The sequence below is a fragment of the Galenea microaerophila genome (assembly GCF_054657255.1).
The window spans coordinates 965128-989011 of record NZ_BAAHWZ010000001.1; the positions used below are offsets into that span (position 1 = coordinate 965128).

25 protein-coding genes, 2 tRNA genes and 1 pseudogene are annotated in these 23884 nt (G+C 45.2%); 11 read left to right on the top strand and 17 right to left on the bottom strand.

What is annotated here, in order from left to right:
* Positions 1-112: 112 nt before the first annotated feature.
* From ACYQ05_RS04715 to ACYQ05_RS04750, 8 genes and pseudogenes are all read right to left on the bottom strand, one after another.
* Positions 113-730 (bottom strand): SOUL family heme-binding protein, encoded by a 618-nt coding sequence (locus ACYQ05_RS04715; RefSeq protein ID WP_459818812.1) that lies wholly within the window; start codon positions 728-730, stop codon positions 113-115.
* A gap of 43 nt (positions 731-773) precedes the next feature.
* Positions 774-926: a VOC family protein gene (locus tag ACYQ05_RS04720; protein WP_459818814.1), complete on the bottom strand. Its 153-nt coding sequence runs from the start codon at positions 924-926 to the stop codon at positions 774-776.
* Positions 927-939: 13 nt separating this feature from the next.
* Positions 940-1323 carry a DUF2237 family protein gene (locus ACYQ05_RS04725; RefSeq protein ID WP_459818816.1) on the bottom strand — a complete coding sequence of 128 codons (384 nt, stop codon included), beginning with the start codon at positions 1321-1323 and terminating at the stop codon, positions 940-942.
* A 350-nt stretch (positions 1324-1673) separates the two neighbouring features.
* Positions 1674-1799: pseudogene (locus tag ACYQ05_RS04730) on the bottom strand (IS256 family transposase); the annotation flags it as partial.
* 73 nt (positions 1800-1872) lie between these two features.
* On the bottom strand, positions 1873-2091 hold the full coding sequence (locus ACYQ05_RS04735) for an MFS transporter (protein ID WP_459818818.1): 219 nt from the start codon (positions 2089-2091) through the stop codon (positions 1873-1875).
* Between the two features lie 36 nt (positions 2092-2127).
* Entirely contained in the window at positions 2128-3015 is an 888-nt protein-coding gene (locus ACYQ05_RS04740; RefSeq protein WP_459818820.1) for a TIGR01777 family oxidoreductase, read from the bottom strand.
* A 400-nt stretch (positions 3016-3415) separates the two neighbouring features.
* Positions 3416-3865, bottom strand: a complete 450-nt coding sequence (locus ACYQ05_RS04745) for a nuclear transport factor 2 family protein (protein ID WP_459818822.1) — start codon at positions 3863-3865, stop codon at positions 3416-3418.
* Positions 3862-4668, bottom strand: a complete 807-nt coding sequence (locus tag ACYQ05_RS04750; protein WP_459818823.1) for an SDR family NAD(P)-dependent oxidoreductase — start codon at positions 4666-4668, stop codon at positions 3862-3864. The genes ACYQ05_RS04745 and ACYQ05_RS04750 overlap by 4 nt, the downstream gene beginning before the upstream one ends.
* 233 nt (positions 4669-4901) lie before the next feature.
* Here ACYQ05_RS04750 and ACYQ05_RS04755 point away from each other — a divergent pair, with 233 nt between their 5' ends.
* The 5 genes from ACYQ05_RS04755 (at position 4902) to ACYQ05_RS04775 (ending at position 10301) form a co-directional block, all read left to right on the top strand.
* A complete protein-coding gene (locus ACYQ05_RS04755; protein ID WP_459818824.1) occupies positions 4902-6272 on the top strand; it encodes an NAD(P)/FAD-dependent oxidoreductase in 1371 nt (456 codons plus the stop codon).
* On the top strand, positions 6265-7143 hold the full coding sequence (locus tag ACYQ05_RS04760) for a DUF1365 domain-containing protein (protein WP_459818826.1): 879 nt from the start codon (positions 6265-6267) through the stop codon (positions 7141-7143). Before ACYQ05_RS04755 ends, ACYQ05_RS04760 begins: the two co-directional genes overlap by 8 nt.
* Before the next feature lie 29 nt (positions 7144-7172).
* Positions 7173-8519, top strand: coding sequence for a class I SAM-dependent methyltransferase (locus tag ACYQ05_RS04765; RefSeq protein WP_459818828.1), 1347 nt, complete (start codon positions 7173-7175; stop codon positions 8517-8519).
* Position 8520: 1 nt separating this feature from the next.
* Positions 8521-9099, top strand: a complete 579-nt coding sequence (locus ACYQ05_RS04770) for a DUF3833 domain-containing protein (RefSeq protein ID WP_459818830.1) — start codon at positions 8521-8523, stop codon at positions 9097-9099.
* 284 nt (positions 9100-9383) lie between these two features.
* Positions 9384-10301 carry a MerR family transcriptional regulator gene (locus ACYQ05_RS04775; RefSeq protein WP_459818832.1) on the top strand — a complete coding sequence of 306 codons (918 nt, stop codon included), beginning with the start codon at positions 9384-9386 and terminating at the stop codon, positions 10299-10301.
* A 54-nt stretch (positions 10302-10355) separates the two neighbouring features.
* On the opposite strand, the gene ACYQ05_RS04780 is transcribed toward ACYQ05_RS04775, so the two are convergent.
* Positions 10356-10814 (bottom strand): PAS domain-containing protein, encoded by a 459-nt coding sequence (locus ACYQ05_RS04780; protein ID WP_459818834.1) that lies wholly within the window; start codon positions 10812-10814, stop codon positions 10356-10358.
* 261 nt (positions 10815-11075) lie between these two features.
* Between ACYQ05_RS04780 and ACYQ05_RS04785 the strand changes: the two genes are divergently transcribed.
* Positions 11076-11513 carry a SufE family protein gene (locus tag ACYQ05_RS04785; RefSeq protein WP_459818836.1) on the top strand — a complete coding sequence of 146 codons (438 nt, stop codon included), beginning with the start codon at positions 11076-11078 and terminating at the stop codon, positions 11511-11513.
* Positions 11514-11611: 98 nt separating this feature from the next.
* Here ACYQ05_RS04785 and ACYQ05_RS04790 read toward each other — a convergent pair.
* The 3 genes from ACYQ05_RS04790 to ACYQ05_RS04800 all read right to left on the bottom strand — a co-directional run bounded on the left by ACYQ05_RS04790 (position 11612) and on the right by ACYQ05_RS04800 (position 12722).
* Positions 11612-11688: transfer RNA gene (locus ACYQ05_RS04790), tRNA-Arg, on the bottom strand.
* 77 nt (positions 11689-11765) lie between these two features.
* Positions 11766-11858, bottom strand: a tRNA-Ser gene (locus ACYQ05_RS04795).
* 51 nt (positions 11859-11909) lie between these two features.
* Positions 11910-12722 (bottom strand): class I SAM-dependent methyltransferase, encoded by an 813-nt coding sequence (locus ACYQ05_RS04800; protein ID WP_459818838.1) that lies wholly within the window; start codon positions 12720-12722, stop codon positions 11910-11912.
* 179 nt (positions 12723-12901) lie between these two features.
* Between ACYQ05_RS04800 and ACYQ05_RS04805 the strand changes: the two genes are divergently transcribed.
* Positions 12902-13240 (top strand): P-II family nitrogen regulator, encoded by a 339-nt coding sequence (locus ACYQ05_RS04805; RefSeq protein ID WP_459818840.1) that lies wholly within the window; start codon positions 12902-12904, stop codon positions 13238-13240.
* A gap of 16 nt (positions 13241-13256) precedes the next feature.
* Positions 13257-14498, top strand: a complete 1242-nt coding sequence (locus tag ACYQ05_RS04810) for an ammonium transporter (protein WP_459818842.1) — start codon at positions 13257-13259, stop codon at positions 14496-14498.
* 73 nt (positions 14499-14571) lie between these two features.
* Here the strand turns inward: ACYQ05_RS04810 and ACYQ05_RS04815 are convergent, their stop codons facing one another.
* Positions 14572-15000 (bottom strand): hypothetical protein, encoded by a 429-nt coding sequence (locus ACYQ05_RS04815; RefSeq protein WP_459818844.1) that lies wholly within the window; start codon positions 14998-15000, stop codon positions 14572-14574.
* Between the two features lie 71 nt (positions 15001-15071).
* Here ACYQ05_RS04815 and ACYQ05_RS04820 point away from each other — a divergent pair, with 71 nt between their 5' ends.
* From ACYQ05_RS04820 to ACYQ05_RS04830, 3 genes are all read left to right on the top strand, one after another.
* Complete coding sequence (locus tag ACYQ05_RS04820; protein WP_459818846.1) at positions 15072-15857, top strand: flagellin N-terminal helical domain-containing protein; 786 nt, start codon at positions 15072-15074, stop codon at positions 15855-15857.
* Positions 15858-15969: 112 nt separating this feature from the next.
* On the top strand, positions 15970-18744 hold the full coding sequence (locus ACYQ05_RS04825; protein ID WP_459818848.1) for a valine--tRNA ligase: 2775 nt from the start codon (positions 15970-15972) through the stop codon (positions 18742-18744).
* Entirely contained in the window at positions 18722-19477 is a 756-nt protein-coding gene (locus ACYQ05_RS04830; RefSeq protein WP_459818850.1) for a TIGR04211 family SH3 domain-containing protein, read from the top strand. Before ACYQ05_RS04825 ends, ACYQ05_RS04830 begins: the two co-directional genes overlap by 23 nt.
* A 209-nt stretch (positions 19478-19686) precedes the next feature.
* On the opposite strand, the gene ACYQ05_RS04835 is transcribed toward ACYQ05_RS04830, so the two are convergent.
* From ACYQ05_RS04835 to ACYQ05_RS04850, 4 genes are all read right to left on the bottom strand, one after another.
* Positions 19687-20601 (bottom strand): NAD(P)-dependent oxidoreductase, encoded by a 915-nt coding sequence (locus tag ACYQ05_RS04835; RefSeq protein WP_459818852.1) that lies wholly within the window; start codon positions 20599-20601, stop codon positions 19687-19689.
* Positions 20598-22181, bottom strand: a complete 1584-nt coding sequence (locus ACYQ05_RS04840) for a DNA recombination protein RmuC (protein WP_459818853.1) — start codon at positions 22179-22181, stop codon at positions 20598-20600. Before ACYQ05_RS04840 ends, ACYQ05_RS04835 begins: the two co-directional genes overlap by 4 nt.
* Before the next feature lie 68 nt (positions 22182-22249).
* Complete coding sequence (gene gloA, locus ACYQ05_RS04845) at positions 22250-22648, bottom strand: lactoylglutathione lyase (RefSeq protein WP_459818855.1); 399 nt, start codon at positions 22646-22648, stop codon at positions 22250-22252.
* Between the two features lie 74 nt (positions 22649-22722).
* Positions 22723-23880, bottom strand: a complete 1158-nt coding sequence (locus ACYQ05_RS04850; protein WP_459818857.1) for an MFS transporter — start codon at positions 23878-23880, stop codon at positions 22723-22725.
* Between the last annotated feature and the right edge of the window lie 4 nt (positions 23881-23884).

Genomic DNA, 23884 nt, shown 5'->3' on the forward strand with positions numbered 1-23884 from the left:
TTGTTTAGTCGACCCTAAAATAACTCTAAAATCCTAATACAATTAAGGTGGACTGGATACGCTACGATACCGAGGGTTTAAATCCGGCTTTGCCTTCATTGGAAACAGATCTTTAATGCCCTTGAATCTCAATCATAACCTCATTGCGACGCATAAAGGGTAATGTCCATGGAGGGTTATAGAAGGCATATTTGGGTGTGCCGATGACGGAAAGATCGTTAGCTTTTACATATTCGAGCAATATCTTTTCATGTGCTTTCACATTTTCGTCTGAATTAGTACCAGAAAATGTAATCGCCGCGAAAGTCTTGGCAGGTATTTTTATTAGAGTCACATGCTCGTTTACTGGCGTAGGCAGTGTGTCCATCGTGTATTTGGAAGGCATGACAAAACTTACCAGCCAATCATCACCTGTTGATTGCTGCTGTACGGGAGCTGTCATAGCAATTTTTGTGCTTTCCTGCTGCTGCACTGGTGCCGTCATCCCGATGTCTTTGTTAGCAATGTTGTTGCCAAAGATATAATCTGCCAGTAAGCGGAAACCGTCACCAATAGCCTCTTCGCGTTTACCGTTCACCCGCACTTGTGCAATGATCATTGGTTCATATTGCCTGATCTCAATAGAACCCTTTGATTTGACTACTTCATATTTAGGCGTTTCTACATTACTCATAATAGGCCCCGCAGCAATTGCGCCAATAAGAACGATTCCAATAATTGTAAAAATCATAATCCATCTCTTTTTCATGTGGCATTATCTTCACTTGGTAATGTTAGCATCTCAACATTGTTTTCATCAGCATCGCCCAACTATCATCCTGATATTCAATCTCAGATGCAAAGCGCTCTGTGTACCATGTAACAGCGTGGGCAATATTTTTCACCTGTATGGCGGTGTGGTGAATAGTATCAAGTGGTTTCGTCATGGTTATTTCCTGTTTATTGAATGTAGTGCTTTTCCAGTACTTCTCTAGGTATAAAATCGAGTGCTTTCTCATGGGTCGCTTCTGGTTTTAAAGGCGGTGCAACGCCTGCTTCATATGCCTCTTTCCAGCGCAGCGCACACAAGCACCATCGATCTCCAGATTTTAAACCAGGAAACTGAAACTCTGGTCGCGAAGTACTGAGATCATTACCACGTGATCTGGTGAAGGCGAGAAATTCATCCGTCACGATGGCGCACACCACATGCGTTCCCTGATCCAATTGATTGGTGTTGCAGTAACCATCCCTAAAGAACCCTGTCATCGGTTCAGTGCAACAGGACTGCAGCTCGGTACCGAGTATATTTTTTGCCCTGTCTTTTATCTTTTCTTCTGCCATTTCGGGAACTCCATGCGTAAATATTAAAAAATGAGTAAAATGATTCTAACGGTTTTTTCCTCACCAATATGCCAGCCACCATTAGCACTAGAGTTAGTGTCAAATCTGGTGTATGAGAATGTTGAAAATTAAGCGGCATATCCCGTTTAACCCTCTGGTTTTTCAATTTTCTCACCGTCTTTTAAAAGACTCCCTGAATCACTTCCGCTAGTTTTTTATAACCTATCAGCCGTTTACAGAGTTTCTCTGCGCTTTCTATTGATTTAAATGACATGGCCAAAGTCGTCTCTCGATTACCACAGTTTTTTATTGTTTTGCCTCTCAATCGAACTGTTGCAAAGACCGATTCTCCTAGGGAGTTTATTGAGCACATTGACCGTCTTGTGTACCCAGAAACGCTGCTGAGTGGTATTAGGCCATTGCTCATTGACTGCCGCCCAAAAGCCTAAATCCCCATCTCCTATCGCGAGCTTGGGCGGTTTTTTAGACCATGAGGCTTTGGTGTCTGCAACTGCGGTATAACCCATATTTTCATCGCGGTCAACGCAATCAGTCATCCGACCAATAACCAATCAATGGGTCGGTGACCACATCAAGCAGACGCGCCAACATCAAGACACCGCCAATCACCGTCAGAGAAACCTGCTGCCAGTTATCAAACAGATAACTCGGCACATAGAGGTAGAGCAACCCCCCCAACAACACCAAGGGTAATGCCATGAATCCATAGCCGACATCGATTTTGAGCACCACTTTGTTTGACGCCATTACCGAAAAACCCAACCTGGTAGATTTTTCATGAGTTTACCTCCCATCAAAAATCGACTGCATCGCTCGCTGAACAGTTGGATAACGAAAACTAAACCCCGCCGCCAATAACCTTTTGGGGATAACAGCAGAAGAATGGGTCAACACCTGTGCGCCCTCGCCAAAAACGATTTTCAGAAACCAAGCAGGCAGCGGCAACCAGAAAGGTCTATGCAACACCTTGGCGAGGGTCGCACCAAACTCGCAATTGGAAACAGGCGTTGGCGCACAAAGATTATAAACACCAGATGAATGAGGGTTATTTATCAAAAACAGTACCGCTTCGCATAAATCGTCAAGATGAATCCAACTCATGCACTGTTGTCCACCGGCAACCGGTCCGCCCACCCCCATCTTAAAAGGGGGCAGCATTTTCGCTAAGGCCCCGCCATGCTTTTCCAGCACAACCCCAAACCGCATTATGACCGGTTCTGGTGATAAGCCTCTGGAAGCCTGCTCCCATGCCGATCCTAAAATCCCCAGTTCGGACTGACCGATTTGCAAACAACTTTCATCAACAGGGTTAGTACAATCGTTTTGTGGATAGATACCAACCGCTGATGCTGAAAATATTCGCTTGGGCGGCAAAGATAGTTCGCTGAGTGCGGTGGCAAGCATCGCATTGGTTTTCAACCGACTATCCCAAATCGCCTGTTTATGTTTCGCCGTCCAACGCTCACCGATATTGGCGCCTGCCAACATGATTAAAATGTCAGAGCCTTCCAAAATCGATTTCAGATTTTCAATGCAATTGAACGCATTTCGTCCATAGGAAACCACATTCATTCCGGCAAGCCTCAATTTTTCGGTCAAGGCAGTTCCGACAAAGCCTGTGCCACCTAATAATACAACCTTCAAATTTGTGCCTTGAGCATCCATCTCCATAGACCATTCCTCACAAGTTTGGGCTTCATGAATCTTGAATTTCATTCAAAACTTAACATGCATCATCAGATTGTACAATATTCGTATAATTATTTGACAATACTTATACATAATTTTATCGTATTGATGAAGCAACTATTTTTTAGGCATCACTCAAAGGTTGTTCTATCCCTCTTCTAAATTAACTTAACCATGCAGTTAAGCGAAAAGCACTAAACAACTAAGCTTATGCATTGGTGGTTATAGGTGTTTCATGCTTGAGTTTGCGGTTCAATCAGTTTGAACCGCTTTTTTATCTGGCAAGACCTTGCACAAGGAAATGCGAAAACAGGAACCTTTCAACGTCGTAACAAGCAAGGACAGGATGATAGATTTTTCGCTGCTAATCAGACAACTTCGATTATGGATTTGCCGACAATTTCTTAGCGACCAAGTTATTGAACCAGCCCAATAAAGGCACTTTGCGGTAAACGTATTCGCCACTATCCCAAAAGTCTATATGCTCCTTACAACGCCCTTGTTCATCAAACCTCACTCGGCTCATGCCTTCAATCACCTGACTAGAGCCATCATGACCGATACGGAAGAAGAAGCGCCAATCAATATAGCCCTTGTCTCCCTCCAACAGCGCAGATTGAATCTGGAACTTGGGACTGTCCAACGTTGCATACATATGTTCAAACACCGCCAAAATGCGCGCATGACCTTTAACGTCGTTGAACGGATCCTTAAAACGTGCATCCTCACTAAAACAGACCGCCAATTTTTCACGGAAATTGACACGCGTCATTTCCTCAAAATTTTTGGTATAGGTTTGCAGTGCCCGATGATAAAAATCGTCTTGATTCATTTAACGTCATCCTTGTTGTTTAACATTTTCTTGGTCATTGCCAGTGAAAGTCGGTAGGGCAGCAACTTCAATAGTCTCAACAGGGTTCCTAGCCCAAAAGGAAAACGTATTTCAAACCCTTTGCCATGATCAACGGCTTGTGCGATTTTGACCGCCGCTTCGGAAGCTTCCATCACCCCCGGCATAGGAAAATCATTCTTTGCTGTCAAACGAGTATGCACAAAGCCATGGTTAATGACCTGAAGCTGAATGCCCTCAGTTGCCAATTCGGGTTGAATCGATTGCGCCAGATTCAATAAAGCAGCTTTGGGTGCACTGTAGGCGCCACCGTAAGGTAACCCAAAGTCAGCGGATAAACTCACATTCCAAACCCATCTTCCACCCCCGTATTTGCGAAAATAGGGCAGTAACCTGACCATCAAACGCACCGCACCCAAGTAATTGGTTTGCGCAAGATTGATAAAAACCTTCTCGTCCCAATCATTCAGAGTCATAGGTTGATAAGCGCCAGCATTGTAAAACCAGAGGTCTAGTCCTTCATAAGCCTGCCAAACCTGATCTAAAACTTCCTGGGTAAGGGTGCTTGAGTCAGTGACGTCGATATCGATCAACCGCAACTGGCCGTCAAACGCCTGTACAAGTTTTTGCAACTCATCATTCTGGGTCGCGGTTCTGGCGGACACCACCAAACGCTTACCCTGCTTGAGCCAGACCTTCACCAACGCCATCCCGATACCCGATGACCCGCCAACTAGCCAAACCCTCTCTCCTTGCGCTTTCTGCCGTTTACGTGTCCCGTCCATTTCATACCCTCCTTCAATATTTGAGACTAAAGCTTACGCAACCATCTCCCTTTATTGATAGCGATTTAACCAGTCAACGCTTCCAAATAAACCGTTCAAAAACGGCTTGGAAAATATTTTATTTGAATCTTTGTATAATTTATGTATAAATATTATCAAAATGTTGTACAAGAGTATAGCTTAAACCCCTCAAGGCAACACTCGATTTGGCTACAACTTGTAAAGGAAAAGTTATGAAAAAGAAAGTCGCCGTAATCGGTAGCGGTATCAGTGGTATCAGTAGCGCATGGTTTCTTGCTCAAGAACATGAGGTTACCCTTTTCGAGAAGAATGATTATATTGGCGGGCATACCCACACGGTCGATGTTCCTTTTACTGAGCAAGGTATGCATCAAGCGGTTGATACCGGCTTTATCGTTTACAACGAACCCAACTACCCGCTTTTAACCAAAATGCTTCATTATCTCGACATTCAAACCGAGGACACTGACATGAGCTTTGGGGTTTCCATCAACCAAGGCAAACTGGAGTATGCCGGTAGCAACCTCAACACTCTGTTTGCCCAAAGACGCAATCTATTCAGCGCTGATCACTGGGCTTTAATCTTCGAGATTTTACGCTTCAACAAACAGGCGAAATCAGACCTGAATACTGGCCTAGACAGTATTACGCTCTCACAAATGCGCTTAGGTGATTATCTTGAACAGCATGGCTTTTCTGATGCATTGCAACGCCATTACTTGTTACCGATGGCGGCTGCCATCTGGTCATGCCCTACTGAATTAATGAAACAGTTTCCAGTCATCAGTTTTCTAAGATTCTTCAATAATCATGGGTTGCTGAATGTTAAAGACCGCCCGCAATGGAAAACAGTCACTAATGGCAGTCGTAGTTACCTTGATGCAATATTAAGCAAGATGAGCTTTAAAGTCATTCAATCCGAGGTCATTGCCGTTGAAATGCTGGCCGAAGGGGTACGACTACAAGACAGCAACCAAGATTGGCATGTTTTTGATGAGGTGGTGTTTGCTTGCCATGCCGACCAGGCACGCAAGCTCTTACCGGGTGAGGATTTTGCACTATTGGATGCTTTCAAATACCAGCCTAACGATACCTGGCTGCACAGTGACGAAAGCCTAATGCCGAAAAACAAACTGACTTGGTCATCCTGGAACTACCTCAGCGACCAGCAAGGCACCGAGCCATTTGTGTCGGTGACCTATTGGATGAATCATTTACAAAACTTCAAAACCCCCAAGCCTGTGTTTGTAACCCTCAACCCTCCTCATCCTCCCGCAGATGAACATGTTTGGATGCGGATGAGCTATGACCACCCCGTATTCGATGAGGCCGCCATGGTGGCACAAACACAACTTAGAAAACTGCAAGGCAGAAGTCACTGCTGGTTTACCGGCAGCTATTTTGGTTATGGATTCCATGAAGACGGACTGCGTAGCGCCGCGGAGTTAGCCAAGCTTTGGGGACTGGCACTGCCTTGGGAAAGCAAACAAAACAGTCATGAAGACTTAACCGACAAAATGCCATCCCCCCACTCAATGGGCGATAACCGCAACCACATTGAACCGGATCGAAAATATGGCTAATAACATCGACTATACGCAAGGACTTTATGTTGGAGAGGTGATGCATCAGCGCAACGCACCTTTATTTTACAAATTCAAGTATAGCGTGTTCAGCTTGAAGGTCGACATTGATCGCATTGAAGCCACTGCCCGTAAATTACGCTGGTTGTCATTGAACCGTTTCAACTTGCTCGGCCTATACACCAGAGATCACGGTTCGCGCGATGGTCGCCCTTGGCGCGAATGGTTTGACGAATTTATGCTGAATTATGGTTTAAAACAGCCCGCTAAACGGGTTGAATTGCTGTGTTTGCCAAGAGTATTAGGCTATAGCTTCAATCCACTTTCCATGTGGTTTGCTTATGACTCTGAGGAGAGATTGATTGCAGTGATTGCCGAAGTCAGCAACACTTTCGGACAATGGCATCACTATGTACTTTGTAATCAAGGCAACCCGTTAGATGGTGTCAACATCGCACATAACAGCGCTTCACTCGAAACGCAGGCTGATAAGGTGTTCCACGTATCGCCCTTTATCAACATGGCACAACGCTATCAATTTCGCTTCAAGGCCCCAAGAAAGCGTTATCAAATGCACATCGAGGAATGGGCAAAGCCGACTGTCGCATCTATGACAGCAACAGGGGCAGAAACCGACAACCCAGTTTTTCCCTTGTTGATTGCAACCCAAAGCGGTATTCATCAGCCTTTGAACAACAGCAACCTGCTCAAACAGTTTTTAAGGCTGCCTTGGCAAAGCCTAAAAGTCATCGGCATGATTCATTGGTGGGCACTGAAAATTTGGCTTAAAGGCGGCAAATTCCACCGAACACCTGCTGCCCTGAGGGATATCGACTATAGCCACAGCGAAATGCAATTCAAACAATCTTAATTATTTATGGTGCAACTAGGAGGCACAGGATGAATCCAGATTTGCAAACAGATTACAGCCCTTCCATTAACAAAGCTTTTGCCGAGCCGGAAGGTTGGTCAGGCTCCGCCAACGTCATCAAACGCTTCTTTGCCCGCTGGGTACTGAAAAAGCTGCCTTTTGATGCGCTTGAAGCCGGCGTTCTTCACATCAGTTATGCAGGTATCAATCGTCACCTCAAAGGAAAAAGAAGCGGTTGCCAAGCAGACTTACAACTATTGAAACCCATGCGCTTTCTTTGGCTGCTCTCCACCCAAGGAGTACTAGGGTTCGCTACCGCCTATGCAGAAAAAGCCATCGAAACGACTTCGCTCTATAACCTGCTACTGCTCGGCAAACAAAATGAAACACTGCTGCGTGAGACACTCAAACCTAAGAATGGATTCATGCGTCGCTTGCAAAAACGCCATGCAAACTCCCATAACAGCGTTGAAAATAGCAAACGCAACATTGCCGCGCACTATGACCTTGGCAATGATTTCTATCGCCTATGGCTCGACGAAAGCATGACTTATTCAAGTGGACTGTTTAGCCACACTGAGACTGATGAAAATGTTGCTCTGCGCACAGCGCAAGAACGCAAATACCAAAGACTGCTGGATAAGCTTGATTCGCGTCCAGGAGAGCATATTCTGGAAATCGGCTGTGGTTGGGGTGGGTTTGCCGAACTCGCCACAAGACAACTGAGAAACGTTACTGGCATCACGCTTTCCAAAGAACAACATGATTATGCACGTGAACGACTTGCCAATGCAGGTTTATCTCAACGGGCAATGATTCGTTTAATCGACTACCGCCATATGCAAGGCCAATTCAACCACATTGTCAGCATTGAGATGTTCGAGGCCGTTGGTAAAGAATATTGGCAAACCTACTTCACCCAACTGAACAAGCTGTTGAAACCTGGTGGGCGCGCTGCTTTACAAATTATCACCATCGATGAGGCTTATGCTGACAGCTATCAGAACAGTGTCGACTTTATTCAGGCCTACATCTTCCCGGGCGGGCTTCTCCCAAGCCCAACGCAAATAAGAACATTGGCAGAGAATCATGACCTTGACCTAATTGATGAATTTGCCTTCGGTCAGGACTATGCCAAAACACTCCATCAATGGCTACAGAACTTTGAATCCCATCATGAGAAACTACTGAAAATGGGTTATGACGAAAGTTTTCAGCGAATTTGGCGTTATTACCTAGATTACTGTCGTGTCGGATTCGATACCGAGCAAATCAATGTCTATCAATTTGTGCTCGAGAAACCAAGAAGTACTCGATCAACTCGATCCAAAACCTTAGCCAACGCTAAGTCCGGCATCAATTCCAAAGGAATCTAGTATGAATCGATTATCACTAAAACCATCATCACTTTTTAAAGCCGTTATTTACACATTTGGAGGCCTGTTTATGTTTATGCTCAGCGGTTGTAGCTCAACCAATGTTAAGGACTATGCTGATACCAAGCCGGTGTTTAATCTATTTGAATATTTCAATGGAAAAACCTATGCTTGGGGACAATTTTCAGATCGCAGTGGCAAAGTTATCCGCCGCTTCAAAGTCAATATTGAAGGCAAAATCAACGGCAAACAACTGACCCTTGACGAGAAGTTCATCTACCATGACGGCGAACGTCAAGAGCGTGTGTGGCAAATCACCGACTTGGGGAATGGGCATTATCAAGGCAAAGCAGGAGATATTGTCGGTATTGCACAAGGAGAATCCGCTGGCTCGGCACTGAACTGGCGATACACATTAAGGCTGCCATACAAAGACGGCACCATTGATGTGAAGTTCAACGACTGGATGTTCTTACATGAAGGCGAAGTCATGCTCAACACCGCGCACGTTACCAAGTTCGGATTCCATGTTGGTACTGTGAATCTGTTTTTTGCAAAACAGGACTTGAGTGAATCCTAAACAGGTGACTGACATGAAACGATTCACTCTACTTTCAAGCCCCTCAACGTTAGCATTCACAAATCTTGCTGCAAAGACTAGGAAGCTGTTACTGCTGAGCCTGTTATTCAGCTTTACGAACGTGGCACATGCGGCGCTCCCGCTGGCCGGTAGTGCAGAGGCTTATTGGTTAGGCTGGGTAAAACCCCTCTTTCAACCGAGGTTAGAGAACAATTACTGGCAAACCTTTGAGGAAAAGATGATCAGCTTCTTCACCCATACTAATTTATCGTAAAATAGTCGCCATGAGTATGAACGATTTACAAAGCCCCCTCGTCACCGAGGAGCATAATACAAAGTCCCTCTATCCAATCCGAGAGGTTGCGCGTTTAACGGGCATCAACCCTATCACACTTCGCGCGTGGGAACGCCGTTATGGTTTAGTTGAACCGATTCGCACACAATCCGGGCACCGCCTTTACTCACGAGACCACATTCAGCTAATACAAAAGGCAATGAATCTTGTCAATGAACAGGGCGTACCTATCAGCCAAGTCAAACAAATACTTGAAGCTGACAATGAACTCAATTTACAGACGCTTAGCGAAGCCACCAATAATGCCTCACCCGAAGCCCTAAAGAAATCATTGATAAGCGCTATTAGGAATATCGACCAGCCAAAGCTCCATAGCTTAATCGAAAGGATTTTTAGTGAACTGCCTTTTACGATTTCGGCTCATCTACTGATTCAAACATTTCTTTCGATAGAAGCGCAAAATGAGGCGGCGGATAACGTTGGTAAAATGCTGTTTGACAGCCTTTTGCAACAACGCCTGCAGGCAAGACTCTATTATCTGCAACAACAATACAGCATTAATCGACAAACCTTGTTGATACAAACTACTACAAGCAACCAGCCGAAGTGGCTGAGTGCATTGGTCGCTCATTTCATTGGGGAATATCACTTCAACGTGGTTCTACTGGACAATTGGGTGAGTCCCGACACTCTGCTAGATACCATAAAAGCCCTAGAATGCGATGGTATCTGTCTGGTTGACCCCACACTGAACAAAGAAAATTTGTCTATCTGGCTACCTTGGCTAAAAAAACATACCACGCTCAACAACTTACTATTTGGCTCAGCAGACGCCAAACAACATCAAGACAAGCTCGGCTCTTGTCGCATTCGCGAGCTTAACGACTGGTTCAAACCATTAAAATAATAAACAGAAAAAACACTTCTAAAGAGACTAGAAGTGCTTCAGAACTGGAAATCGTTAACTGAGCTGTTCCTTGAGTTGTGCGATGGTCTTTTCCGCTTGTTCAAGCTTCTTCGCCAACTCAACTTGTTCCGTAACGTCTTTTTGAATCCCTATATAATAAGTCACCCTATCAACTTCATCGTAATAAGGCGTGATGCTCAACTCATTCCAAAACACCGAACCGTCTTTACGATAGTTTTTCAAGACCGTTCTCACAGGGCGGTTTTGCTCAATTCCTTTGCGAATAACATCGACCGCCGCTCTATCAGTGTCATCACCTTGTAGAAAACGACAATCCTGATACAAGACTTCATCGGCTTTATAGCCAGTTAAACGTTCAAATGCATTATTCGCATAAAGCAAAATTGTGTCATTGCCTTCTTTTTCAGCGATCGTCACGCCATCTTGTGCATTTTCCACCAATTGGAGAAGCAATTCGTACCTTAACTTACTGTCTTTCATCTGCATCTTCATTCAACAAGTTTCATTCATTGTACCTATAAAAACGGGTTGATGAAACCGCAAAAATTCACAAAACACTGGAACCCTACTCGAAGTTCACAAAGAAGAAATCACAAGGCACTGTACGACTTCGTTTCACACTTCATCCAACAACAGATGCAGGCGAAATTTAAACCCTTCCCTCCAGAAATGGAGCCAAAAGCCAAAAAGCTTGTGATCCCGATCCATTATTCTTTACAATGAACCTTTATTTATTAATTTCAAAGAAGTGCTATGCAACACACTCTCCCTACCCAAAACATTGAAGAAGTTCAACAAGACTTAGTCAAACGTTTTACCCATTTTGACAACTGGAAAGATCGTTATAAATATTTAATTGATATGGGTAAAACTTTACAGAAAATGGATGAAAGCCTAAAAACAGAAGAAAACCGCATACACGGCTGTCAGTCTCAAGTCTGGATTCATATCGAAGAAGGTGAAGATGGCCGACTTTATATGCAGGCCACCAGTGATGCCGCCATTGTGGCTGGATTGATTGCCATGTTGCTGAAAATCTACAATGGCCGCACGCCTGAAGAGATTGTCAATGCCCCCTTAGACTTTTTAGCTGAGATCGGGCTATTACAACACCTATCGCCCAACCGCTCCACAGGGCTATACCATATGATCAAGCGTATTCAAGCAGAAGCCAACAAACGATTAGCTTAATCACGCGCACTTAGGGCTTTGAAGCCCTTTACCCATAGACAACAGAAATGAAAAACCCCCGCTTGCTAATGTGCTAATGCAAGCGAGGGTTTAGAATATGGTGCGCCTGAAGGGAGTCGAACCCCTAACCGCTCGGTTCGTAGCCGAGTACTCTATCCAGTTGAGCTACAGGCGCGTTGTTTTGAAGTGGCGTATTTTAGTCACTCACCTTTAAACTGTCAAGCATATTTAAAGGATTTTTTAACAATGAAATGGCGGAGACGGAGGGATTCGAACCCTCGATGGAGCTACAAACCCCATACTCCCTTAGCAGGGGAGCGCCTTCAGCCTCTCGGCCACGTCTCCAATTTCGAGATGGGTATCATACAGATTTGTTAAGGCATTGTAAAGCAAAAATCACAAAACGTCCTGATCTAAATTCAGAGATTTTGCAACCTCTCCATCTTCTGCCAATTGATAAATAAAAAGCTTTGTTTTGCGTGCATCTTCTAACTCCCATATCTCGGTTGGATTCACCTCCGGAACGGCAAAACTGTTACTGATAAAAATCGCTCCAGGCTGCATTTCAGTGACCACCTTATGCCACAGCTTTGGCATTGGCTCGGGTGATAAAAAAGCATAGACCACATTATAGTGAGATAAATTCACCTTCCACAAACTCTTCCAATAAACCTTTCCCCCTTTTATCGCGGTCACCACTTTAGAGATCCAATAAGGAATCGGCGCAGTTTCAACGCCCTCAGCCACTTCAACATTGGGCTGCTGCGCCATAAAAGCTACGGTTCCCCCTAGACCACTGCCTAAGTCGATAAAACGCACATGATTTAAAGGTTCAATCAATTTTTTTAGGGCGGCTCTCGTCGTATTGTTTGAAAGATAAAGCGGTACGCGCTCGCCTGAAGCATTAAAAAAGACCAAAAATAGAATCACAAACGCCACCAATGCCCACCAGGCATCCACTTGATAACTTAAGGCGTAAAACAATCCTACAGGAAGAAAAAACTGAATCCACCGCCACCAACAGGGCAGCCCCAATCGACAACTTAAAATCGCGGCTAATATACCTTGAACAATGACCAAAACCCATAAAGGATAAGGTGGCGCGATCCAGTAATGCATCACCCAAACCCCGCCCGCTAAGATCGCCAAAGCAAGCCCCTGTATGAGCAAAGCCAAAACAATTTTAGGTAAACGGTTCAATCTCAACACACTTTTCTCCCAAAATAACCATTGTGGTGCAATTATGCACCATAGACAATACAAAACCTATTGAAAAACCCATTTAAAATTTATTAACTATTTGTTTTTTAATTACTTTTTAAGTATAGGCACAGACATAGCTTTAATAAAAACGAACCCTAAGATTCACTTATAAAGCAGAGGTTAGTATGAAACTAGTGATTGCAATTATCAAACCTTTTAAGCTCGATGATGTACGCGAAGCGTTACATGAAGTTGGGATAGAAGGGATGACCGTTATTGAGGCTAAAGGTTATGGCCGACAAAAAGGGCATACAGAAATTTATCGAGGCGCAGAATATGCGATTGAATTTCTGCCCAAAATTCGCATTGAAGTTGCCATTCCGCAAGAAAAGGTGGAAAGCGCCATTGAGGCCATCGGGACTGCCGCACGCACAGGGAAAATCGGAGATGGAAAAATCTTTGTTTTACCTTTAGAGCAAGCTGTCCGTATTCGAACTGAAGAAACTGGCGAAATCGCCCTTTAAAAAGAGGATTAAAAATATGGAACAATATACGCAACTTAGTTATGCCCTAGACACCTTTTACTTCTTGGTTTCTGGTGCACTCGTTATGTGGATGGCGGCTGGCTTTGCCATGCTTGAAGCCGGACTGGTCCGCGCCAAAAACACCACTGAAATTTTAGCGAAAAATGTCGGACTTTTCGCCATTGCCTGTATTATGTATATGCTGGTTGGTTATAACATTATGTATGGTGACTCCAGCAGCAGTGTCATTCCAGGCCTTAGCTTCCTACTCGGCGAAGATAACAGCGTTAAATCGGTGCTCACCGGTGGTGAAGAGGCGCCTTACTACTCCAATATGGCTGACTTTTTCTTCCAAGTTGTGTTTGTCGCCACCGCCATGTCAGTGGTCTCTGGAGCCGTTGCTGAACGCATGAAGTTAATGTCTTTCTTTGTATTCGTCATCTTTATGACCGGCTTTATCTACCCTGTGGAAGGTTTCTGGAAATGGGGCGGCGGCTGGCTTGATCAGTTAGGCTTCTTGGACTTTGCAGGCTCTGGGATTGTGCACATGACGGGTGCGGCAGCAGCTTTAGCAGGTGTCCTGCTACTAGGCGCACGTAAGGGCAAATATGGTCCAAATGGTGAAGTCCACCCTATTCCAGGTGCCAACCTTCCTCTTGCCACCTTAGGAACCTTTATCCTATGGTTAGGTTGGTTTGGCTTTAATGGGGGATCTGAATTGAAGATTTCCAATATCGATGAAGCTAACGCGGTTTCCATGATCTTTGTGAACACAAACATGGCAGCAGCTGGCGGTGTCGTCGGTGCACTGCTCATCTCTAAGCTCTTATTCGGTAAAATCGACTTAACCATGATTTTAAACGGTGCGCTGGCCGGTTTAGTTGCCATCACAGCAGAACCCCTCACGCCAACGTCACTGGAAGCGACTTTAATCGGTTTTGCTGGCGGTGTGATTGTGGTCTACTCCATTTTACTAATGGATAAGCTTAAAATTGATGATCCTGTAGGTGCGATTTCGGTGCATGGGGTTGTCGGTATCTTCGGTCTGATTGCCGTGACCTTTACCAACCCAGATGCTTCCTTAACCGCTCAGCTCATCGGTATCGTAGCCATCTTCGGCTGGGTATTTATCACCAGTTTAATTATTTGGTGGGTCATTAAGAAGACAATGGGTATCCGGGTTTCCGAAGAAGAGGAGTATGAAGGGGTCGATATTGGCGAATGTGGTCTGGAAGCTTATCCAGAGTTCAAAAAATAGCCTTAACCTTTCATCCATCATCAACCCCGCTTTAGCGGGGTTTTTCTTATGAACTTTTTATAATATGCCCTTTTTATAAATTTCGTATGCGATATAAAAACTCTAACCAACGCATTTTTAAAGTCGGCTTAACGACGACCGGATGTTTAAAGACCAGCACCACCGCTTGTTCTTTAGGGTTGTGCTGTGGATGATGATACCAATCCATCAACTCCTCATACTCAATCCCCGTATCCAATGCAATTAACTGCCAAGGCAGCTCAAATTTTTGCCCCACCACTTCTGGACCGGCGGGTAAAATTTCAAGGGGAATTTTCGCCTCGATCTCGACCGTTTTCGTTTTTCCATTTTCCAACCAGATGCGCACAATTTCGCCTTTTTCCAATAAGGTGCCATAGGGCAAAAACAGGTATTTCGCTTCAAGGTGCGTGACTGCGTAGTCGGTTAAAGGAGGCCCTTCTGGAAATTCAAACTGGCAATAGTCTAACCCGCAACAACTCATAAAAAAAATCGCTTTTACAAAAACTTAGGCGTAAAATAGAAACTGTATCCATTTTCACATGGAGGTTTATCATGAGCCCAAACACCCTACCTCCCCTAGGCAGCCATTATAACAATGAGCTGTCAACGGTTCAGCAAAGTTTAGCCAGCGGTCAGCGCATCAATCAAACAGCAGATGATGCAGCCGGACAAGCGATTGTCACTGCCCTCACGGCTCAAACCAAGCAGCAAGATATGGCCACGCAAAATGCCCTTCAAGGCATTCAGGTGACCCAAATTGCAGATGGCGCCAGTGAAGCGATCAATGCCAACCTTCAACGACTGAATGAGCTCTCTATCCAGGCGCAAAATGGCACGCTCAATGCCGCCGATCGTAACGCCTTAAATACAGAGTTTCAAGAAACCCTTAAAAGCATTGATCAAATTGCCCAAACCACAAATTATAATGGCCTCAACCTACTGGATAATCAAAACCCAACCCTTGATATCCAACTGGGAGACGAATCGACGACGCTAAATCTCCCTGACTTTACCGCCTCTGGACTGGGCATTTCAGGACTGGACATTTCGAACCCTGCCAATGCCGCCAATGCGTTGCAAACTTTGAGTCAAACTTTAGACCAAATGAGTCAACAACGCAGTCAATTTGGCGCCCAACAAAATGGCCTTACCCGCGCCATTGACAATTTAGCGAACCAAAATCTCAATACCTTAGCGACTCGCAGCCAAATCAGCGACACAGATTATGCGCGTGCAGCGGCCGAACAGAGCCGACAAAAGATTTTGGAAGAAGCGAATATTGCGCTTCAAGCACAAAGCAATATGGACCGCAGTCGCGTTTTGCAATTGCTCACCTAAACAGCCTATCCTTTACGAGACTTTTGCCCACAAATCTGTGGGCTTTTCTTTATCTGCCTTTGCTATAATAGCCAGATTATTCACGATTGAAAAAGAAGATTAAACATAGACTATGGAAAAGCATTTCGACCCAAAAACAATTGAATCTAAATGGTATCAAACGTGGGAAAATAAAGGCTACTTCAAGCCGCAAAAAGACGCTCCCAAACCCCCTTACAGCATTGCCATTCCACCTCCAAATGTTACCGGTAGCTTACATATGGGTCACGCTTTTCAAGACACCATTATGGATACTTTGATTCGCTACCATCGCATGAAAGGCAATAAAACCCTTTGGCAGCCCGGCACCGACCATGCCGGCATCGCCACGCAAATGGTTGTGGAACGCCAACTGGCCGCTCAAGGTTTGACACGCCATGATCTCGGGCGCGAAAAATTCATTGAAAAAATTTGGGAATGGAAAGAGAAATCTGGTGGCACCATTACCCAACAACTGCGTCGTATGGGATGTTCGCTCGACTGGAGTCGCGAGCGCTTTACCATGGATGAAGGGCTTTCCAATGCGGTGAAAGAAGTCTTTGTTCAACTCTATGAAGAAGGCTTGATCTATCGCGGCAAACGCTTGGTCAACTGGGACCCTGTCCTCCATACAGCGGTTTCTGACCTGGAAGTCATCTCCGAAGAAGAGATGGGAAGCCTTTGGCATATGCGTTATCCGCTCACAGATGGTTCTGGCTATTTAGTGGTCGCTACCACGCGTCCTGAAACCCTATTTGGTGACCAAGCGGTTGCGGTGCACCCAGAAGATGAGCGCTACAAGGATCTTATTGGCAAAACCGTCACTCTGCCCCTCGTCGGTCGAGAAATTCCCATTATTGCCGATGACTATGTCGATCCTGAATTTGGAACCGGTTGCGTCAAAATCACCCCCGCCCATGACTTTAATGACTACGAAATGGGCAAACGCCACAACCTACCGCTGCTCAATGTCATGACCCCTGATGCGGCCATGAATGAGCATGTCCCTGAAAAATACCAAGGACTGGATCGCTTTGAAGCTCGGGAGCAGGTGATAAAAGACTTAGAGGCGCAAGACCTGTTAGAAAAAATTGAACCCCATAAACTCATGGTGCCTCGTGGCGACCGCACACATGCGGTGATCGAACCCATGCTGACCGATCAATGGTATGTAGCAGTGCAAGAGCTTGCCAAACCCGCTATTGATGTGGTCAAGAACGGCGAGATTGAGTTTGTGCCTAAAAACTGGGAAAACACCTATTTTGAATGGATGAACAAAATTCAAGACTGGTGTATCTCTCGTCAAATCTGGTGGGGACACCGCATTCCCGCTTGGTACGATGCAGAAGGCAATGTCTATGTGGGTCGCTCCGAAGCGGAGGTCCGTGAAAAACATCATCTCGCCGCTGACCTACCACTACACCAAGATGAAGATGTATTGGATACTTGGTTCAGCTCTGCACTTTGGACTTTCTCTACCTTAGGTTGGCCAGAGGATACCGAAGAATTACGCACCTTTCACCCCACCTCGGTTTTGGTGACCGGCTTTGATATTATCTTCTTCTGGGTCGCACGAATGATTATGATGACCCTTAAATTTAAAGGCGAAGTCCCCTTTAAAAAGGTCTATGTACATGGCTTGGTGCGTGACCAAGAGGGACAGAAAATGTCCAAGTCGAAAGGGAATGTCCTTGACCCCATCGACATTATTGATGGCATTGACTTAGAAAGCCTGGTGAAAAAACGCACCTACGGCATGATGCAGCCCGAAAAAGCGGATAAGATTGCCAAGGCCACGCGCAAACAGTTCCCCAATGGCATTGAACCGCACGGAACAGATGCATTGCGCTTTACTTTTGCCTCCCTCGCCTCCAATGGTCGCGACATCCGCTTTGACCTTAGTCGAGCGGAAGGCTATCGCAACTTTGTCAATAAAATCTGGAACGCCACCCGTTATGTACTGATGAACACCGAAGGGTATGATACTGGGGTCGATGCTTCACAGCCGATTGAGCTTTCAATTGCCGATCGCTGGATTCGCTCTCGTTTGCAAGCCGTGGCCGCTGAAGTGGAAAAACACATTGACACCTATCGCTTTGACCTCGCCTCTCAAGCCCTGTATGAGTTCACTTGGAATGAGTATTGCGACTGGTATTTAGAGCTTTCCAAACCGGTCCTCAACAACGAGAGCAGCAGCGAAGCACAAAAACGCGGTACGCGTCAGACTCTGGTGCGTGTATTAGAAAGCATTTTGCGTCTATTACACCCCATTATGCCATTTGTCACCGAAGAAGCTTGGCAATTTGTCGCCCCGCTCGCCGGCGTGCAAGGCGAAACCATTATGCTACAGCCCTATCCTGAAAAGGATGAAAACCAAATGGATGCAGAAGCTGAAGCCGAATTAGAGTGGCTGAAACAGTTTATTTTAGGCGTGCGCCGCATCCGTGCTGAGATGGATATCGCACCGGGTAAACCGCTGCCGATTCTGTTAGCCAACCTCAGCGAACAAGATCAACAGTGGTTAGACAATAACCGTCTCTTCTTAAGCAGTTTAGCGAAATTAGAAAGTATTGAGGTGCTGACGCACGAAGCGGATGCACCTGAATCCGCGGTGGCGCTGGTGGAAGAGATGAAAATCTTAATTCCAATGGCAGGGCTCATCGATAAAGAGGCGGAATTAGCACGCCTGCAAAAAGAGATTGCCAAGCTGCAAAATGAAGTCAAACGCGTTCAAGGTAAACTGAACAATGATAACTTTGTCAGTAAAGCCCCTGAAGCGGTGGTTGCAAAAGAGCGTCAAAAGTTGCAAGATACTGAAAGTGCGCTCAAAAATCTTGAGGAACAGTATGAAAAAATTCAATCTTTATAACGCTCTTAAACGCTCAGCCCTTTTACCGGTACTTTTGAGCAGCAGTTTAACGCTTGGGCTTGCCCCCTTCAATGCAAGCTTTGCTGCTGACAGCGCCGCCAATAATAGTAACCAAGTCAGTGGCTCCACTCGTTTTGTGACCGATAGCACACAAGTGGCTCTGCGTGCAGGTCCAGGTTATCAATATAAAATTATCCGCATGCTGAGATCGGGAACGGCCGTCCAGGTTTTGGAGGTCAATCCTTCCGGTTGGATGCGCGTACAATACAAAACCAAAAATAAAACCTACGAAGGCTGGATGCCTGGCAGCCTTCTACAGAATCAGCCCATCGCCAAGGTGAAACTCAAGCAACAAATTGAGAAAAACAACCTTTTAGAATCTGAAAATAATCAGCTCAAGCAAGAGCTTGCGGAACTCAAAAAACGGTATGAAGAGGTCGACTCTACCCTAAAAACGGTTCAGCAGCAAAAATTGACCCTGGATAAAGCTTACCAAGACTTAAAAGATAAATCTGGGAATGCACTTGAGCTCAGTGATGAAAATAAACAACTCAAACAAAAGCTCAAAGAAGCCGAGAATCAACTAATTCTCTATAAAGAACAGCTGTCTGAAGCCGAAGACACCGTTAAGCGTCAATGGTTTCTCACCGGTGCAGGCGTGCTGCTGCTGGGTATTATTCTTGGACGCCTTTTCCGTTTACCCAGTAAACGCAAAAAATGGAATACGCTTTAATAGAGACCTTTGCACGAGATGGCTCTACGGCTAAAAATGGCTAAAATTTCCCCTATCGTTGTTGGAAAACTTGGCAATAGATGGCTATTACCTGCGTTTCCCGCCTAGATATGAAAAATTTTTTCTCATTTTTTGCTCGCATCCCACTCATGCAAAGGTCTCTAAAAACTTAAGGCATCATTGGTAAACCGTGATGCCTTTTCTCCCGCTTATTCGCAGTTGAGCTTCAGCGCATTCGGCAAAGGTTGATGGGATAAAAATGCTTCGATATTTTGCAGGGAGATTTGCATAATACGCTGTAAAGCCTCCTCCGTATAGTAGGCCATATGGGGCGTGTAAAGAATATTTTCTCGATTCACATATTTGGTATCGGTAATCACATCTAAACAGAAAATATTTTTGAGTTGACCATATAACCGATCTTCAATCAAAGCGCCGCGCGCCACATTCACAATGATCGCCTCTTGTTTTAACTTTTTGACATTGTTTGTATTAATGATGCCAGCCGTTTCAGGGGTCAGCGGTAGTGCTAACATTAACACATCACTCTCTGTCAACACCTTATCCAAATCACAAAAATCCATGCCCAAGGTTTCCACTAAGGGCGTCTTTTGTTCAGAAAAGGCCAACAGACGCATGCCAAATCCTTTACCAATGCATGCCATCTGCGAACCAATGGTTCCAAGCCCTAAAATTCCCAGCGTTTTTCCAAATAACTCCGTTCCCTTCAGATCCTGATAGTCAAAGTCTCGTTGTTTGGCGCGTGCCAATGCAATATGGGTTTTTCTGGTGGCATTTAATAAAAGCGAAAATGCAAACTCTGCTACAGCAGGACCGGCATAACCAGCGACATTAGAGACCTGAATGGCTCTTTTTTGCAAATCCTCGCACTTGAGATGATCGTACCCCGTCGAGCGGGTTTGCAAATACTGCAAATTGGGGAGCTTTTGTAAAATCTCATTTGTGACTCGTGAATGCACAAACACGGAAACCACTTCATAATCTTTTGGCTCAGTCACTGCCTCATTGAGAGTAGAGTCAAAGAAAAAGAGTTCATGCCCCACTAAATGCTGCTCAAAAAACGCCTTTTCTTCTGGCTTGATTTCAAAAAATGCAATTTTCATTGTTTATCCTCCACGGCATCCTCCCCAGCATCCTCACTGGACGCTAACTCTAATTGGGCTTTTTCCACCACCTCAGCAGGAAGCTGTTTCTGCACTGAGACCCCTAATTCTGTAAATTCATGCGCCAGTTTGATCAGGTTGCCCTTGCCTGTATACAGCTGTCCATAGGCTTGCTGATATTTATCTTGAGCCTTATCCAGATGCTTACCGACTTCACCCATGCTCTCTAAAAAGACGCGTAATTTGTTATACACTTTTTCCGCCCGTTTTGCCAATTCAGCAGTGTACCTATTCTGCTCTTCAAATTTCCACAATTGACGCACCATATTCAAACTGGTCAACAGAGTTGTCGGCGTGGTAACCAACACCTGCTTTTCAATCGCCTGCTGATAGAGATCCGGTTGCACCTTGAGCGCCTCAATATAAGCCGATTCGATTGGCATAAACATAATCACCACTTCGGGTGAATTCAGCCCATCCAACTTAAAATAATCCCGATGAGATAACTCATCAATGCGGTCACTGACGGCCTGAACATGCTCCGCTAAGGCTTGTTGAGCCTCAGCTTCACTTTGCGCATTCACATAACGCGTATAGGCCTGTAAGGACGTTTTGGCATCAATAATGATGTGTTTATTTTGCGGCAGATAGACAATCGCATCCGGCCGCTGTTTGCCCTGTTCTCCACTTAAGGTCACTTCTCGACGATAGTCTTGTCCTTTGCGCAAGCCGCTGCTTTCCAATACATTTTCCAGCATCAGCTCCCCCCAATTCCCTTGGACTTTTTTCTGCCCTTGCAAGGCTTTGGTCAGCGCTTCTGCTTGCTCTGTAATCTCTTGATTCAATTTTTGCAGATGGCTCAGCTCGGTTTTCAATTGCGTGCGCTGCTGACTCTCTTCTGAATGTATCGTCTCCATACGCGCTTTAAACTGCTGCATCTCCTTCTGTAAAGGATTTAAAAGTTGCGACAGCGACTCTTGATTGAGCTGTTTAAAATTCTGTCCCTTCTGCTCTAAAATCTGATTGGCTAAATTCTCAAACTCCGTTTTAAGGACTTTCTTTTGCGCCTCAAATTGCGCCATCTGCGCTTCAAGCTGTTTTCTTTGCGCTTCCAGCTGCGTTTCTAACTGGGTTTTTGCCAGTTTTAAATCATGGTATTCCTGTAAATGCTGCTCGGCCTGTCTCTTTTGCTCTGTCAGCTGGGTTTGTAAGGTTTTCACTTGCTGATCAAAATGCGCCTGCAGCTGTGCATTTTGCTCAGACCACTGCTGATTTTTACCCTCAGCTGCCGCCAGTGCTTGCCCTTGTCGGTGATAGTCGGCTTCTAACTGGGTTAATTTCTCTTGCAAAGGCATTAGCTGAGCTTGCAGCTGTTCTTGCTTTTGGGTCAATAGCGCCTGCTGCTGTTCAAATGCCGCTTGCTGGGTTTGCGCCTGCATTGCCGCCTCTGCCAACTGCTTTTCATACTGGGCGATTAAAGCCTCTTTCTCTTTAGCCCAACGATTTTTAAACCAAAGTACGCCAAAAACACTTCCCACTACAAAGGCCAAAACAGCCACTAGCCAACTCTCTTGCAACACGCATCCCCCTTATAACAAAAAGCCCACAAGTGTGGGCCTTAGCTTCCATTATACATTAACCATCTTTCTTAACCATTTCGTTGGTGATCTTTACCAATCAACTCAATTTCATAACCATCTGGATCTTTAGCAAAGGCAATAATGGTGCTGCCGGCATTCATTGGCCCCGCTTCCCGAGTAATGGTTCCGCCTTTGGCTTTAATCTCTTCTGCCGCTTGGTACACATCCTCCACTTCAATCGCGATATGACCAAATCCATTGCCTAAGTCATAATGATCCACACCCCAATTATAAGTTAATTCCAAAACGGTATTTTTCTCTTCAGGCCCATAACCTAGAAAAGCCAATGTAAACTCCCCTTTAGGGTAATCCTTGCGACGCAAAAGCTGCATCCCCAAAACCTCAGTATAAAACTGAATCGAGCGCTCCAAATCCCCCACCCGTAACATGGTATGTAAAATTCTCATGCCATCCTCCTGCTAATTTCATAAAAAATTTAAACTCACTGTGAACAGAGTGAGCTGCTATGTCAAACTCTATATCACCTCACTTTCCAAATCAACAGCCATGCCAAGGCAGCAATGGCTGCATTGATTAAATAGGTCATTTCTCCACCGAAGTGTGTCCACCAGACCCCTGCCATCAGCATCCCCAAACCACCACCTAGTCCATGACTAATCGAGGCATAAATTGCTTGTCCTCTCGCTTGATGATGCCGGGAAAAATGTTGATCAATTAGAAAGATCGCGCCGGCATGAAAAAGCCCATAACTGGCCGCATGCAGTGTTTGGGCAAAAAGCAAAAGGCTTAAGTGATCCACTCCCTCGGCAATCACCCACCAACGAATGGCGGTTAACAACAGCGCAAATTTTAACAACGTCCAGGCTGACCAGCGATGTAACAATCTTGGCATATAAAAGAAAATACCAATTTCAGCCAGAACGCCCAAGGCCCATAGCCAAGCAATTAAAGGTTTACTATAACCAGCCTCTGTCAAATAGATACTGTAAAAGCTGTAATAAGCCCCATGAGAAAACTGTATCAAGAAGCTGGCACCTAACAGATACAAAATCCAAGGCTGGCGGACGACTTGCCAAATGGGGATTGACTGCTGCGTTGGCTCAGTTTGGTGCAAAGCGTTTGCCGGTTCATACACCCAAAGAGTGGAGACAAAGGTTAAAGCCAAAATACTGACTAATAACCCTGGAAAAACCGTCACCCCCCAGTGCTCAATCACCCAGCCAAACAGTAACACCGCCACGATAAAGCCGATGGATCCCCAAAGCCGCACACGCCCATAGGCCGCTTTTAGAGCACCTAACGTTTTAAAGGTATAGGCTTCAAACAGTGGCAAGGTCGCATGCCAAAAGAAACTAAACAGCAACACAATCCACAATAAAGTGGAAAAAGTGTTCAAAATCCCCAGTCCTGCCAAAGTGATAAAGGCCAAAAAACTCGAAATTTGAATCCAAATGGCCAGTTTATGCGTTTTATCGGCGAGCCAGCCCCAAAGATTGGGGGCAATCACTTTGGTGCCGATTAGCACACCCATCAATACACCAATCTGAATAGGAGAAAAACCCAAATGCTGGAAATAGAGGCTAATATAGGGAATGAGCGCGCCCAGTCCGGCAAAATAGAAAAAATAGACAGTCGATAGCCGGACAAACTGGGGCGGCCTGTGTGATGAAGCCCTCATCTTA

Bases quoted from the DNA above. Each gene is read 5' to 3' on its own strand.
- ACYQ05_RS04715 (WP_459818812.1), bottom strand. From the start codon at position 730: ATGATTTTTACAATTATTGGAATCGTTCTTATTGGCGCAATTGCTGCG.
- ACYQ05_RS04720 (WP_459818814.1), bottom strand. From the start codon at position 926: ATGACGAAACCACTTGATACTATTCACCACACCGCCATACAGGTGAAA.
- ACYQ05_RS04725 (WP_459818816.1), bottom strand. From the start codon at position 1,323: ATGGCAGAAGAAAAGATAAAAGACAGGGCAAAAAATATACTCGGTACC.
- ACYQ05_RS04735 (WP_459818818.1), bottom strand. From the start codon at position 2,091: ATGGCGTCAAACAAAGTGGTGCTCAAAATCGATGTCGGCTATGGATTC.
- ACYQ05_RS04740 (WP_459818820.1), bottom strand. From the start codon at position 3,015: ATGGAGATGGATGCTCAAGGCACAAATTTGAAGGTTGTATTATTAGGT.
- ACYQ05_RS04745 (WP_459818822.1), bottom strand. From the start codon at position 3,865: ATGAATCAAGACGATTTTTATCATCGGGCACTGCAAACCTATACCAAA.
- ACYQ05_RS04750 (WP_459818823.1), bottom strand. From the start codon at position 4,668: ATGGACGGGACACGTAAACGGCAGAAAGCGCAAGGAGAGAGGGTTTGG.
- ACYQ05_RS04755 (WP_459818824.1), top strand. From the start codon at position 4,902: ATGAAAAAGAAAGTCGCCGTAATCGGTAGCGGTATCAGTGGTATCAGT.
- ACYQ05_RS04760 (WP_459818826.1), top strand. From the start codon at position 6,265: ATGGCTAATAACATCGACTATACGCAAGGACTTTATGTTGGAGAGGTG.
- ACYQ05_RS04765 (WP_459818828.1), top strand. From the start codon at position 7,173: ATGAATCCAGATTTGCAAACAGATTACAGCCCTTCCATTAACAAAGCT.
- ACYQ05_RS04770 (WP_459818830.1), top strand. From the start codon at position 8,521: ATGAATCGATTATCACTAAAACCATCATCACTTTTTAAAGCCGTTATT.
- ACYQ05_RS04775 (WP_459818832.1), top strand. From the start codon at position 9,384: ATGAGTATGAACGATTTACAAAGCCCCCTCGTCACCGAGGAGCATAAT.
- ACYQ05_RS04780 (WP_459818834.1), bottom strand. From the start codon at position 10,814: ATGAAGATGCAGATGAAAGACAGTAAGTTAAGGTACGAATTGCTTCTC.
- ACYQ05_RS04785 (WP_459818836.1), top strand. From the start codon at position 11,076: ATGCAACACACTCTCCCTACCCAAAACATTGAAGAAGTTCAACAAGAC.
- ACYQ05_RS04805 (WP_459818840.1), top strand. From the start codon at position 12,902: ATGAAACTAGTGATTGCAATTATCAAACCTTTTAAGCTCGATGATGTA.
- ACYQ05_RS04810 (WP_459818842.1), top strand. From the start codon at position 13,257: ATGGAACAATATACGCAACTTAGTTATGCCCTAGACACCTTTTACTTC.
- ACYQ05_RS04815 (WP_459818844.1), bottom strand. From the start codon at position 15,000: ATGAGTTGTTGCGGGTTAGACTATTGCCAGTTTGAATTTCCAGAAGGG.
- ACYQ05_RS04820 (WP_459818846.1), top strand. From the start codon at position 15,072: ATGAGCCCAAACACCCTACCTCCCCTAGGCAGCCATTATAACAATGAG.
- ACYQ05_RS04825 (WP_459818848.1), top strand. From the start codon at position 15,970: ATGGAAAAGCATTTCGACCCAAAAACAATTGAATCTAAATGGTATCAA.
- ACYQ05_RS04830 (WP_459818850.1), top strand. From the start codon at position 18,722: ATGAAAAAATTCAATCTTTATAACGCTCTTAAACGCTCAGCCCTTTTA.
- ACYQ05_RS04835 (WP_459818852.1), bottom strand. From the start codon at position 20,601: ATGAAAATTGCATTTTTTGAAATCAAGCCAGAAGAAAAGGCGTTTTTT.
- gloA (WP_459818855.1), bottom strand. From the start codon at position 22,648: ATGAGAATTTTACATACCATGTTACGGGTGGGGGATTTGGAGCGCTCG.
- ACYQ05_RS04850 (WP_459818857.1), bottom strand. From the start codon at position 23,880: ATGAGGGCTTCATCACACAGGCCGCCCCAGTTTGTCCGGCTATCGACT.